Origin of the sequence: Bacteroides sp. B1-V-101 (genome assembly GCF_023656585.1) — a bacterium.
Classification (GTDB): Bacteria; Bacteroidota; Bacteroidia; order Bacteroidales; family Bacteroidaceae; genus Bacteroides; species Bacteroides thetaiotaomicron.
On record NZ_JAMOKH010000016.1, the window covers coordinates 14,264 to 29,208 of the forward strand.

The 14,945-nt window shown below is 44.2% G+C and carries 7 protein-coding genes; all 7 read right to left on the reverse strand.

Annotation, left to right across the window (positions count from 1 at the left end; all coding sequences use genetic code 11):
- Positions 1-118 precede the first annotated feature (118 nt).
- The 7 genes from NBH01_RS13630 to mgtA all read right to left on the reverse strand — a co-directional run bounded on the left by NBH01_RS13630 (position 119) and on the right by mgtA (position 14,904).
- Positions 119-370 carry a hypothetical protein gene (locus NBH01_RS13630; protein ID WP_008765771.1) on the reverse strand — a complete coding sequence of 84 codons (252 nt, stop codon included), beginning with the start codon at positions 368-370 and terminating at the stop codon, positions 119-121.
- Positions 371-599: 229 nt separating this feature from the next.
- Positions 600-3,248, reverse strand: a complete 2,649-nt coding sequence (locus tag NBH01_RS13635; protein WP_008765772.1) for a beta-galactosidase — start codon at positions 3,246-3,248, stop codon at positions 600-602.
- A 28-nt stretch (positions 3,249-3,276) separates the two neighbouring features.
- Positions 3,277-5,688 carry a DUF5703 domain-containing protein gene (locus tag NBH01_RS13640; protein WP_225694005.1) on the reverse strand — a complete coding sequence of 804 codons (2,412 nt, stop codon included), beginning with the start codon at positions 5,686-5,688 and terminating at the stop codon, positions 3,277-3,279.
- Between the two features lie 9 nt (positions 5,689-5,697).
- Entirely contained in the window at positions 5,698-7,131 is a 1,434-nt protein-coding gene (locus tag NBH01_RS13645; RefSeq protein ID WP_225680082.1) for a sialate O-acetylesterase, read from the reverse strand.
- A gap of 2 nt (positions 7,132-7,133) precedes the next feature.
- Positions 7,134-10,418, reverse strand: coding sequence for a glycosyl hydrolase (locus NBH01_RS13650; RefSeq protein WP_370448176.1), 3,285 nt, complete (start codon positions 10,416-10,418; stop codon positions 7,134-7,136).
- A gap of 156 nt (positions 10,419-10,574) precedes the next feature.
- Entirely contained in the window at positions 10,575-12,089 is a 1,515-nt protein-coding gene (locus tag NBH01_RS13655; protein WP_008765776.1) for a TlpA family protein disulfide reductase, read from the reverse strand.
- Between the two features lie 163 nt (positions 12,090-12,252).
- The gene (gene mgtA, locus NBH01_RS13660) at positions 12,253-14,904 is read right to left on the reverse strand and encodes a magnesium-translocating P-type ATPase (RefSeq protein WP_225694007.1); all 2,652 of its coding nucleotides are present in this window, start codon (positions 14,902-14,904) and stop codon (positions 12,253-12,255) included.
- Positions 14,905-14,945 lie beyond the last annotated feature (41 nt).

Below are 14,945 nucleotides of genomic sequence, written 5' to 3' on the forward strand. Positions count from 1 at the left end.
GAACTGGAAACAGCCCCAAAGCAATGATCCGAAGCAAAGATTCAACAAAAGCGAATGTCATATTTAAGTACTTACATTAAATGCTGTATTTCGATCTAAACTACCTCATTTTTCATTCTCAAATTCCAGTAAAGTCTAAAAATCCAGTATTAGGTTTTTCAAAAAGAACAAAAGGGGTAAATAAACCTATAAAAACACATCTATAAGCTTTGTAACGCCTATTTGCTTTTTTAGAAACACGATTCTTGCTACCGGTTCCCACTATGTTCGGGAAATATTTCATGATAGGATATAAAAACAGAGCCTGTTTAAGGTTTATGTATATATATATCACCATTATTCCCTTTCCGTGAGAACTTATTTTCTTCATTTATGCATTTTTGAAAAACCTAATATGGACTTTTAGACTTTACTGGATTTTGAAGTCCCGAAATTAAGGTGTCAGCAAGCCAAAAATTAGCTATTAGCAAAACTGAATTAGCTATTAGCAAAACCAGATTAGCTATTAGCTTATTCATTTTTGCTAATAGCCTATGTTCGATATAACTCAGGTCTGAAAGAATGAAGCATATTGATCTGTCATTCAGTTTCGACCAAGCTCACTTTTCTATTCCAAATTCAGTTTGTTGCCGTTCCACTTCATCCAACACCCGTTGTCGTTCTTCTTCTGTCAGTTGCACTTTGCCGTCGGTTGCATTCTCGGATAAAGTAGCTTTTACAGTTAATGAGGGTGTGTCCTGACTAATACAGTACTTCTCATCATAACAGAAAGGAAGCTCCGCAGGAACACTTTCAAATTCCATTTCAGCGGCAGTCGGAGCCTGAGTCCCTTCAAATTGTACATGAGCTTTCACTTTAATCTTCCCGGCTTTTCGTGTGGAACGGATCAGCAGAGGAGCCGAACCGAATTCTACGGCACGAGGGTTGGCACCGATCCTTGCGTCACCAATGATTTCTCCTTCCCCTTCTACCGTGAATACGATATTTTCCTTTGCCAGACGACGAACGTTTCCGCTATCGTCCGTCACTTCGGCAACTACTACTATAAAATCCGAACCGTCCGCTACCAAGTTTACTTTTTGAGTATCTGCATACAAGCGAAGTTTGGTAGACCGGCGGGAAGGCATTTTCTTTTGGGTACATACTACTTTCCCGTCGATAATACCTTCGGCAACCATATTTACTTTCTGCCAGTTCTTTTGAGTATAACTGTATCCGCGCGCTTCCCAGAAATCCCATACATTTTCGAAGATGACAGGTGCGTTCGGCATATGCCCTTTGGCATGTACCACAGGTTTGGTCCATGTTTTTGTTCCATCGTAGATAGAAAGGCGGATGGAGTCACAGTTACTGAATACTACTACATCCTTATCGGAGAATTGTGACATTTCATGAGCAAGGAATATCATCGGTCCGCATTCTGCCAACGGATGTTGGAGGCTTGCCGGAGATTGGCTGCGGAACATTTCATACGCATACTTTTTCTGACGGAAAGCGTCATAAATGCCTCCCCAGTATGGATCGGGGTGATAACCACGCTGGTGATCGAATGGATGCCACTGTGTGCCACCGATAAACTGACCGGTAGTGCGGTACATCTCATCATAACTTTTAGCCAGAGAAAGTGCCTGTATCAGCAGCGGACGTTCACCCCAACTGCGGCTTGCACGGTTATTGTTGTTGTGGGCATACCAGTCATCTACGTTTTCTCCGAATTCACGGGTGAAGATGCATTGTTCCGGTTTGTCCTCCTTTTCGTCATCACCCGGCCAGCCGTAGACTACATCGTAATGTTCCTTTACACCGGCAGAATGCACATCGGCAGCGGCTATCGGACGTCCCGGATACGGATATTCTTCCTTCGTAATTTCAAGTGCCTTCAGTGCAAAGTCGAGCGGATAGCGAGTCTCATTCAGAATGGGCTCCCACATCAGCACAGAAGGATGATTGCGGTCACGACGAATCATCTCACGGGTATTCTGATGAACCAGTTCTCCGAATTTCGGGTCTTTGTTCCAGTATTGCCAGCCAGGAGTAGCGACGATGACAAACAAGCCGAGTTCGTCACAGGCATCCATAAAGGATGGGTCCTGCGGGTAATGCGCTACACGGATGATGGTACATCCTGCATCACGCAGACGCTTTGCATCACGCCATTGCTGTGAATTGGGAAGAGCATTGCCTACGTATGCGAAGTCCTGATGACGATTGGCTCCGACTAATTGTCCGAAAGGTTTTCCATTCAGCCAGAAACCCTCCTTGCCACGAAATTCCGCTAGGCGGATACCGATACGGGTCGTTCCTCCGTCAATGGAACGGTTTCCTTTCTTTATGCGGGATTGTACTCTATATAGATAAGGAGCATCCGGTGACCAGAGTTTCGGATTCCTCACTTCCATCTGCTGACGGATTGATTTCTTTTCTCCGGAGTTCAGAGAAAGTTTGCCGGACGTACGTTTGATAACGTTGCCTTCGGCATCTGTAAGGGTCGTTTCTATAGTGACGGATTCCGAACGGGTATTATCGTTCTGAATCTCCGTTTCTACATATACTTGTGCGCTCTTTTCGCTGATCTTGTCAAAGTGAACGAATACGCCGCCACCGCCAACTGTGCGGGAGTCGATGGCATCGGTAATGGCAACCGGAGATTTGGCAATCATCCATACATCACGATAGATACCTCCATGATAAGCAAAATCCAGTGTGTATTGGGGCTTTCCGGGAGGGTATGATTTATCGTTGCTGTTGTCGGTATAGACGGCAAGGAGGCAGGAGTCTCCGGCTTGTACGCCGTTTGCCGTCAAGTCCAGTGTGAAAGGCAGATAACCTCCAAGATGTTCCTGGACACGTTTGCCGTTCAGGTAAAGTACTTGCTTTCCCATTGCCGCTTCAAAATGAAGGAGTACACGCTGTCCTTTCGTTGCAGTGGGAACTACAAAATGCTTGCGATACCACGCAGGACCCTGATAATTGCGGCAACCACTGCCTTCGGCGGGCATCAGTTCCACTGTGTGAGGAGTAGAAACGACCTCCCAAGAACGATCGTCAAAATTTACAGCTTCCGCCCCCCGGATATCGCCTTTGAAGAATCGCCATCCCGGATTGAAGTTATATACTTGTCGCCCGCAATCGGGAAGCGGAATAAATCCGGCAACCGATATTTCGGGACGATAAGTATCTGCTGCCTGCCCATCGAAGGAGAATAGCAGTAGAAATAGGGATAAGATTAAAAACGGTCTTTTATTCATAGTGCTTTTTATTTATGTATTCTTTTTTTTATTTTTCTATCATTATAACAATGTCTTTCTTTCTGCTTTCCGGTGACACCTTTAGGATTGTTACTTTTCCATCTTTTAAAGTTGCTTCTACCGTCGTATTGCCCGGAGCATGGAGTTTGAAATGGACGTTCCATTCTTTGGGCCAGGCGGGGAACAGAAGTATTTGTGTTCCATTCGTTTGTAAGAGCATCTCCTGAAGTCCTATCATGCCGCTACCTCCCCAGTTGTGGTCGGGTGTCCAGTCATATCCCGGTCCCCAGAAGGCAGGAAAACGGTGGGGACCATCTGATAGCTTTGCCAGAGAAAGGCTTTTGGCTTCTTCGGTCAGCCCCAGACAGGCTGCCCAGATGTTGTCTTGCTTCCATCCGGTATGGGAGCGGAATTTGAGTGCGTCGGGATCATAGAAATACGTATCACGAGCTATTTCCAGATTTTCCTTGCCTACTCCGTAGATGCGCCAGGGAAAAACCGGGTAGAGTTGTGGTGTCTCTATATTGTTGATTCGTTCCCAGCTTTTGGCGGGAGAAATCGTTTGTTTCCATGCCGGAGTCATGGTAGAAGCCTGAAGATTAAGAGAATCCTTGACTTCGATATAGCGTAATGGAACCGGAGGAATTGTTTCCAGCATCTTTTGCCACTTTTCATTGTTGCAAACTTTGATGTAAGTCTCCAATACAGTTCGCAGTGCGGCGATGGTGCTGCTGGCGTTGTTGGTCATCTTGTAAGTTTCGCAGGCAGAGCCGGGGAACAGTATCAGGTGTCCGTCACCATCCAGTGCTTTGCGTCCCCGACGGGAAGCGAGTAGTCGATAATGTTCGTCGAAAAAGGTCAGCGAACTTTCAATCAAAGGCAAATACGGAGTTATGTCGGCACCGGCATAATTCTTCGTTTCCAGAATCATCTGGCAAAATTCAAGAATAGTATCCCATTCATATTCCAGCCACGCATTGTATTCCAGTCCTTTGTCAAACCAAGCCGGACGTTTGAAACCATATTCTGCGGGATTGGGTAAGCCGAAGTTTTCTATCTGCTCACAGAAGCAGGCTCCCTCGTGTTGCCAATATACATGGCTGCGGAGTTCCGCATTCTTCAACATCCGGTTATAGAAATTGAATTGGGAAGGCATCATGTCGAAGTCACCGCTTTTCAGCATCGGCCAGTAGACAAGACGCTGATTCTGTGCAGTCATCGTTCCTCCTCCCCACTTTCGGTAGTCAGGAGTGAATGCCTGCTTCTCGTCTATGTGGCAGGGATCGAAGGTGAATAAACCACCGTTGAATTTGGTGGGGACACTGCCGTAAGCATTGCAGCCCAGCATATAGCGGAAAAGAGTGTAGTTTCGGGTGATTTCTTTCAATGCATCTTTCGCGTCGCTCTTTTCTTTATTTCCGGTTTCTTTTTCTACTTTGCTGTTCTCCTTGTTTTCGGTTTCACCAATCGTTTCGATAAAACTCCGTTGCCAGAAAGCATTCCACCATAGGCGGGTTTGTTTTTTATCCTGTGATACCACTTTAGACGATATCTTTCCTTGTGGGGCAATTCGTTGCCAGGCTGTTTTCAGACCTTGCTCCCATTGGGTGACGGTTTCCGTCTGTTCTGTGTGTAACACAACTGAGAAATGATGCTTTTTAGAAGCTTTCAGAGAACGAAATCCCCAGGCGCGGTAATCAGTTCCGGCATATACACTGTCTGAAGTGCCTATATATTCCAAATTCTCTCCTGACAGATACCCTCCGAAAGTCAGATTTTTAAGAGGATTCATCATCTGCGACTTCACTTCATTCATCCCTTGCTGGGCAACTGCCACGTCAAACACTGTCTCTTCCGCATTACGATGATAAAACAAAAGGCGTTTACTATCCTTTTCGGATGAATTCTCCAATGAAATGAAGTCGGCATGCGTCATCGTTCCTTTTGGAGGAGCCCACTTATAGGAACATTGCTGCCCCTCTCCTTTTCTGATCAGCCGATCCTGGTATCTCCAGTTTTCATAAAAGATTTCCGCCTGCAAAGACCGGTCATTAACCACTTCGATGTGTACTACCGGATGAAAGACATCTGCCCAGAGTTGTACTTGTGTCCCTTCGGCGGAGATTTCAACATAACCGTCGATCAGCTTTAATTCCTGCCGGAAATCCTTTGCGTCTTCAAAAGGATTGGGAGATAACCGGAGACGAAAACGTCCCTGCTTCAACTGACAGTTGTTTTCATCGAACGTACCGCTTCTGCTCAGATAAAACAGTATATCCCCCTCTTCTACCCATACATTCATGCCGATATCTCCCCCGCCGCATGGCATCGATTCGGAGGAATTCCGGCTGGGAGTATCCCAAACGACATTGGCATGCTGGCTCCAAAGAACCGACACGCCAACGAATATCATTGCTATAGCCAGATAAAATCTCTTCATATTTTCAAATTACCAGTCGTCCGAACGGAAAGACCCCAACGGCAGCCCATCACAATATACATCTCCTTCCACATAATTCTCAAATCCATAGCGGACAGCTACCGGATACGGAACTTTATCACTTTTTACTAGCATTTTGCTGCGTTCGATCCATGCTTTCGCCGGATAAAACACCTTGTCTTCACCTGCTACCTGAAAGTTTTTCGATTCAAAACAGTTTTTACCGCTGATCCACATATTCGCACGTTCAAAGCTGACGACAATAGTGTCATTCTTGATTTCAATACTTTTGTAATAAGGGCTTTCTCCGTTTACTCCCTCTATTCCGTACGTCTTTGTCAGTGCAAGGAGTGCCAGACGCTCTCCGGCAGCCTGTTTCTTTGCGGGATGAATTCCCTTTTCCATTCCAGCATCCAGCAGTACAGCCATGCCGCTGTTAGACACACGATGTTCTACCTTTGCCTGTGCTTCCCGTAGATAAGCAGAATTAATCACCTCTTTACCTTTTTCAGTGATAATACCATAGTCATAAGGAGCTATCTGACAATAGTAGAAAGGAAAATCACCTTGTTTCCATTCGGCACGCCAACCGTTAATCAATGTGGTAAACATATCCGCATAGGTATGGGCACGATTCCAGTTATCTTCTCCCTGATACCAGATCACTCCTTTCATGGTCATGCCGATCAATGGATGCAACATACCATTATAGAGTACGGTCGGGGTACGGTTTTTCGATTTTATATCAGCTTCCGATTGAGGTATCTTTGCATCCGGAAATGCTTTCAGCCAATCGGCAGTCATCCATGCCTCACAAGCAGAACCGCCCCATGCCGCTACTACGAGTCCTACCGGAACTTCTAATATTTCATTGACCAGTCTTCCGAAATAATAGGCCGTCGCACTGAAATCACGGACACTGACCGGAGCCGCTTCTTTCCATGAGCCGACAACGTCGTTCTGTGGGGTAATGGTAGAAGTACGTTTTACCGTAAACAGGCGGATATGAGAATTTTTGCTGCGAAGAATATCCATATTGGCATTCTCTACAGGTTGGTTCTTGAATCCTTTCATCGGCATTTCCATGTTGCTCTGACCAGAGCACAGCCATAATTCGCCTATCAGAATATTATTCAGTGTCTTTTGGGTTCCATCGTCGAAAGTGATGGTATACGGTCCGCCGGCTTCCGGAGTGGAGACTGAAAGTTTCCATGCGCCGTTCTTGTCTGCTGTTACTGCATATTGTTTTCCGTTCCAGCCGGTAGTGACTGTTACTTTCTTGTTCGGAGTTGCCGTTCCCCAAAGGTTGGCATTGGTTTGTTGCTGCATCACCATGCCGTCAGAGAAAATAGCGGGCAGTTTCACTTCCGCACGCATTGACAGGCAGGCAGCGAGCAGAAAGCTTGCTAATACTGTGCTTGTTTTAATTCCTGAACTTTTCATTCTTATTTGTTTTTATTCGCTACATCAAAATTCAAAGGTCCGAGCAATCCTGCAGGAAGCAGGGTGTTTTCTGCTCTTCGGTATTTGGCATTCGTCCATATTCCATCGAAAGGAGCTTTTCCTTCATCGGCTCCTTTGAGTGCATTCGCCCAAGTATTGGTCACTTCGATTTCCAGTTCATTCACACCTTTCTTTAAGGCTGCCGTAATATCAGCCCGATAAGGAGCTGTCCATATCGTTCCGCAATCTATGCCGTTCACACGGACAGTAGCCAGATCACATACTTTTCCCAGATTCAGATATACTTGTTGGTCTTCTTTCACTTTACTTTTCCAGCGGAATGTTGTTTTATACACTGCTGTTCCGGAGTAATAGCGTATTTGCTCATCTTCTTCTTTGCTCCAGTCAAAGAGTTCCTGTCTTTGGATAGTCTTACCGTTTGCTGTAAAAGTCACGGTATATTCTGTTGCTTCCAAGCCTGTCTCCGAAGCTTCTTTTACCGAATCCTTCTTTTCCTTGCGCTCTTTTTCCGAAGTTTCCTTATCATCTTCTTCTGCAGGGTATACGATGAAGACAGACTCATTCGGAGCTAATGTTAAAGTGATTTCCGTACGATGGCTTTTTTGTTCGTAAGGAATGTCAGCGTTAATCTCACCCGTCACCGGATTCCAGCATTCCGGCTTTCTGCCGTCGATGCGCATACTGGCGGTAAATGTACGTGTTTCTTCCAGTTGGTTGGCGATAAAATAAATATCCCCCTGTTCTCCTTGCCGATGTGTCCAGGCAATGTTTTCCGGTACGATCAGATCACGTTCCAGACCGTATGAGGAGAAATCATCTTCTTTATATGGAAGAGAAGGAATCAGTATGCCTGCTTCTTTCAGTTCATTTATCTTTTGTTTTACTTCCGGAGACAGTGCTGCGGGGTCCGGATTCATCGGACGTGGAAGTGGTAATACTAACACTTTGTAACTGGCTCCACCCGGTAACGTCATCCTGCCGTTTTCCGCTTTCGCCAAACGGAGTAACGCGTCTTTGTTAAAGCTGTCATAAGCATATCCTCGAAGTGGATTTACCCACTTTTCAGGATCGGACATATTTGCGGAATGTGTTACGCCTACAGGACGCACACGTAAGGGTTGTCCTTCGTTTGCCAAACGGATTCGTTCGCTTTCCACCCGCTCTGCACCGAAGATGCCCGGTAAAGAAGGAACTAAACGTTCCGGCAATATCGAACGTCTTGGCATCTCTTCTCCTGTAAATACTGCAATATCCGCCACCGGATGCCCGTATTGCAGCAATGACTGGCAACGGGTGATGTATTCACAGAAAGCCTTTGCACCCTTATTCCACCACGTCTGGTCACGCTGGAAGAAAAGGCCGATACCATCCAAAGTCATTCCCGGTTTGCGGTCCAGCCAAGGATTATGGACATATACATGGAAGAAAAGGCGGTTGATGCCTAAAGCATAGTTGCGGTCCAGTAAGGCTTTCAATATTCCCGGATGTTCGTTCCATGTTCCGCGTACTTCCGTGAAACCTTCTGCCTGGATGATATTCTTGCCGTAGATATGCGCTCCGCTGATGGCATCCAGCATATCATTCGGTTTGTCGTGGGTTGGGCTGTTCAGCCAGAATTCTCCCATGGGAAGGTCTACTTTCTGATAATGCAGTAATCCGTCACTTACCATGGTAGGCGCTACGCATTCGGCTGAGAACTGGCAATCATATTCTTTCGCACAGTCGGCCAAGACTTGATAGAAAACATCGACGACCAGTTCACCTATCGTTGTGCGGACATCACGCAGAATCTTTTCGCTTCGTTCGGCACTCTCCATCGGAATACCTGCCAACAATGGTAAATAAGGCATCAGGTCGTATCCACGGCGTTTCCGGAATTCTGCGGCAAAAGTATCGCTCCAGTTCTGGCTTCCGCATTCCCAACTATCCACGTGCATGTATTTTAATACGCGGCGGGCAACGTCTGGATTTGTCTTTACAAATGCTTGCGCAAACCAGTTGTCGAACTGCTTGCGAACAGCTTTTGGATTAAATTTATCACATTCCAGTCCTTTTCCTCCTCCGGCAGTTGCGTTCGTATGTCCGGTGGCGGTATGTCCCATGCGGAGTAGTTTCCACTTTCCTTTGGGGAGAGTAGCTGTCAGTGTTCTCTCTTTAAAATTGTCGCTCGGACTATTTTTAAAGGGATCTGTCAGGTTGATAATCTGTGAAAGGGCATAGCAATCTTGCTCCCCTATTTCCTCCTTCTTCGTGGAGGAAGCTACACGCCATACCAGTCCGGCTTTGCCTTCCCACTGATCCAGTCGGGCTTCCCGGTGCAGACGCAGTTCCTTGATTTTCAGATTTGGTTTCCATTTTGCGGCATCCATGTCTTCACTTCCCGGTTCACTGCCTTCGGGTGTCCAGTAGAAGCGGAAATAACGGGCAGTTGTAGCAGGAATTGCATGAGTGGAATTTTCATCTGTATTCTGCCATCCCTGACGTGCAGGGACGAGCTGTTTCACCAAACGGTAGTTAACCCCATCATCACTTGCCATCACTTTCAAGCGGTGCGCCTGATAATTATTGCCACTCAGAATGATTTCAATATTGCGGCAGGTGAAAGGCTGTTCGTATTCATATTGGATATAGCAGGGATATGATGAACGGATTACTCCGGCATCATCCATGTTCACAGTCTTCTTGATGTCAATATGATTTCCTGTGGCTATATTGGCACAGGTTATTTGGGCCGGCATAACGTCTGCCGCTTCCTCTTTTACAGGCAGGGCAAATAAAGAAATATCTTCATAAAAACCTTCGTATGCCTCCGGTTGCGGTAAGTGTAGTCCTTTGATTTTGCCACCATCAACGATTGTATCACTCCAGACTATCTTTTGCATCGATTCTTTCGGAGTCATCCACGGACCACCAGCCAATGCAAAACCATCACAAATATGCATTCCTAACTTTAATCCCAAGCGGTCGGCTTCTTCCATGCTGAAACGAACCATTTCCCACCATTCGGGTGTTAGTTGTTGCGCCTTTCCATTGTATTGTGGTCCTTCTTTGATACCTTTGATAGGCATCAGATAAGTACCTCCCAGCCCAGCACGTTTCATTGCTTCCAAGTCAGCCGTAATCCCTTCTTTGGATACGGCTCCAAACATCCAGTACCAAAAAGTCCAAGGCTTTGCTTCGTCAGACGGATTTTGGAATTGTTCGCGAAGTAAATGTGTTTGCAGAGCATTGGCAGGAGATATAGCAGTGCATGCCAATAATGAGATTGCAAATATTTGTTGTTTCAGTCGGCTTTTCATTCTAATCTATATTTTTACTTATAGATAAGACGAAAAACGGACTGTTTTGTACTCACAGTATTCTCCTTGCTCAAATTAAACTATTTAATTTCTTAGGCAGTATTGCTTTCTACAAAATAAGTCTCATTTCACCGCTTCTTCTATTCGGGATACTAACTGCGGATTACTGGGACGTGCCGCAGTTCCGAAATCAATAATCTGCCCCTTTCTATTTATTAATACATAGTAAGGCATCCTGTCTATTTTCCATTGCTTACAAATTTTCTGATAGTTATCTATTCCCAAATAATCAGTCACATGAACACATTCAATTCCCCGGTTTTTCAATGAATACTCATTCAGGCATTCCTCCCATTGTTCTTTGGGTTCACTCACACAAATGGAATATATAATCAAATCATCCGTAGAGAATTTGCTGCGCAATTGTTTTAAAGGTTCCATTTCAGCCAGACAAGGAGGACACCATCTAGCCCAAAAATCGAAATAAATCACTTTCCCACGATTCTTTTCGAGCACATCATAGACAGGTTTCATGTATGGCATACGTGTTGTATGCTTTGAGTTCTCATGGAATTCGCCATATAATAAATTGTCGGAAACAGGCTGTGGATTTTTTAGATACGATTTGGTCTGATTATAGATCTGCATCACCTGTGCACGTAGATGTGACATTTTAACGATTGAGTCAAACTGTGTACGTTTTTCGTGAAAAGCAAGTGTGTCATTAGTACATAAAGAACCGGCTATCAACTTAGTATATAAATACTGATTCATCTCACTCTCCCCCATTGTAGCCATGATTTCTTCTATCGAAGGATTCTTTTTATCTCTGAAAGCGATCCCATAAGCAATATATCTTTCTGCTTCATCAGCAACATCGTATAAGCGTGCCGAGAGTATGCCTTTAGTATATAGTTTATTGATTTCAGGTAAAAGTGTATGATAACGGTCCATCTCTTTTCTCGTTTTAAACAAGTATGACATACCATTGAATAACAGCGCATAATAATAATCTTGCTTCAGCAATTCTTCAGTAAACAGTACTACATCTTCCATTGGCTTGTACTTCACCAGATACTCATTCCTACGTTCCAAACGAAAATTATAATCCTTTTTTAATTCAGCCTCAAAATCCTTAACGTCTGATTCCGGTTTCATATTGTAATTCTGTATATAGTAATATGCACTTTCAGTGAACGCTAATATCTCCTGATTTAGCTTTTCGGCATCACCTGTCACTTTAGGATGAAAAAGATCTTTGAAGTCTATTTCTACATGTATGCTGTCTCCCGGGTGGATATAAAGATGTTCTGCATAGTTGCGGATAGAAACCTCCCTTAATTTGGCATAAACCGGAAAACGGAAAGAGAATGAACCATCTTTTTGTATGGGCGAACGATACTGATTTCCCATATCTCTGAAAAATGGGATAATGAGAGTCAGTTCCTTTTCCTGAGGATAGAAATCCCGATTTAGTACTTTGCCTGTGATGACTGCTTCTTCAGCATACTCTTCCAATGAGGGATTACTTTCCTCTGTTTGTGCAGAAGATTCGGACAGGAAATTACTCTGGGCTTTTTGACGGCATCCGGCAAACAACAAGGTAATTATTATCAGAAAGTATAAGCTGTGTTTCATTGTGTTTGAATATTAGTATGTTCGTAAATCTAACATTTAAGAGTTCTTGCCTCTAAATGTATGAAATTATTTTTAGAGGCAAGAACTTTTGACAGGTTATCTGTCTCAATTTTAGATATTTCACATTATATATACATATTTTGTGGGATAAACAGGCCGAATGCTATAGCCAACGTACAAACTTCCTGATATACCAGTTCTTTACCAATTGCGTCAGGATACAATAGGAAAGCAAAATACCAATCAGCCAGGGAAAATAACCCAAAGGAAGAGCCGTCAGGCCGATGGAACGTCCGAAAGCTGTGAAAGGAATAAGAATGCCTACTGCCATAATTAAGAACGTCAGCCCCATAACAGGCCACGTGGCCCGGCTTTGTATAAATGGTATTTTACGGGTACGTATCATGTGGACAATCAATGTCTGGGATAACAAACCTTCTACAAACCATCCGGTCTGAAACAAAGTCTGATGTTCGGGACTGTTACAACTGAACACATACCACATGACCAGATAGGTAGCAATATCAAAGATAGAACTGATAGGCCCTATATAAATCATAAAGCGACTCAGGTCGGATGCATCCCATTTGCGCGGTTTCTTCAGAAATTCCGGGTCCATACGGTCGAATGGAATGGTTGTCTGTGATATATCATATAATAGGTTCTGAATCAGCAAATGTATCGGCATCATGGGCAGGAACGGCAGAAAGGCGCTTGCAAACATCACGCTGAACATATTGCCAAAATTGGAACTGGCAGTCATCTTTATATACTTATTGATATTACCAAATGTCTTTCTACCTTCGAGTACGCCGTCTTCCAATACCATCAAATCCTTCTCCAGCAAGATGATATCCGCACTTTCTTTTGCTATATCTACCGCCGAATCGACAGATATGCCAATATCTGACTGCCGCAAGGCGCCTGCATCATTGATGCCATCTCCCAGAAAACCAACTGTATTACCTTGCTCCTGCAACAGAGAGATTATTTGCGTTTTCTGCAATGGAGTGAGTTTGGAGAATAACGTAGTGTCTTTTACCGCTTCTTTCAATGTTGTTTCATCCATTTCCTCCATTTCTATTCCGGTAAGGGAGTGCCCGGTATCAATCCCTACCTGACGGGCAATAGCTTTCACTACGGTATCATTGTCTCCCGACAATATTTTGACTGCTACTCCATGCATATATAATTGTTCGATGGCTTCGGCGGCAGAAGGTTTGGGAGGATCAAGAAAAGCAAGATATCCGATCAACACCATTTCTTTTTCATCTTCGATGACAAAATTACAGTCCTTTTCGATGAAACTTTTCTGGGAAACCGCCAATACTCTCATACCTTGCCGGTTCATTTCCTCACTGATCTTTTGCGCTTTTATTTTCAAGGAGTCAGTCAAAGGATGTATCTCTCCGTCGAACTCGGCATACGAACAGACATCGAGAATCTCTTCTACCGCTCCTTTGGTAATAATTTGCCGCTTCCCTTGCCTGTCTTCTATAACGACAGACATCCTTCTGCGTGTAAAATCGAAAGGAATTTCATCGACCTTGGTATAGGCATCCTTCAAATGTTCCAGATTCAACTCTCTTACATGAGAGAGGATTGCCTTATCCATCAGGTTTCTCAAGCCGGTCTGAAAATAACTGTTGAAGTACGCGTGACGAAGAATACGTTTACTGTTGTCATCGCTGCCGTCTGCATTGATATACTTCTCCAACACAATTTTATCGCAAGTCAATGTACCGGTTTTATCAGTACAAAGTATATCCATTGCTCCAAAATTCTGAATGGCATTGAGGTTCTTTACGATTGTTTTCTTTTTGGACATGGCGATTGCTCCTTTAGACAGGTTAGCCGTCACAATCATAGGTAACATTTCGGGAGTAAGACCGACCGCCACAGATACGGCAAAAATGAAGGCTTCGAACCAGTCACCTTTCGTAAAACCATTCACGAAAAACACGAACGGAACCATAACCAGCATAAAACGAATCAATAAAAAGCTGACCTTGCTAATACCTTTATCAAAGGCTGTAGTGGCACGATGTCCGACCAGACTTTTGGCTATTGTACCCAGATAGGTTTTATTCCCCGTTTCAAAAACAATTCCTTTTGCCGCACCGCTAATCACATTGGAACCCATATAACAGATATTATCCAACTCTATGACACTTCCCTTACGAAACTGTTGTCCCTGTACTTCCGGAAACTTTTCTATCGGTTCGGACTCACCCGTCAGTGAAGCCTGACTGATAAACAAGTCTTTTGAATCGATGATACGTATATCGGCAGGAACCATATCACCGGCTACCAGATACACAATATCTCCCGGAACGAGTTCTGTTATATCGATCTCTTCTTCCTGTTCTCCGGCACGTTTCGCCAGACAAGTGTTTTTTACCATCCTCATTAAAGAATCCGTAGCTTCACTTGCTCTCCATTCCTGCCAGAAACGAAGAACAGCACTGAATAATACCATGGACGAAATAATGATTACCCCTGTCCATTCTTGCTCTCCGGGTTCAGCCATCAACACATCCAGAAATAAGGATATGATAGCAAGTCCTGTCAGAACGCCTATGAAAGGATTGATAAATGTTCTGATAAACAGTATAAACGGATTCTTTTTTTGTTCATGGATGACTTCGTTTCTTCCATAAATGGATTGTCGCTCCTGTACTTCTCCCAGCGTTAATCCAAGCTTTGTAGTCTGCAAACAGGAATAAATTGACTTACCGGGTTGCGTGGCAACCAAAAATACTCTCTCTGAATTGAATGTGTACTGTGATGAACGCAGTTTTTTCTTCCATACCATACTCTCTAATTTTTTTAAGTTACTAACTGCATTTATTAATT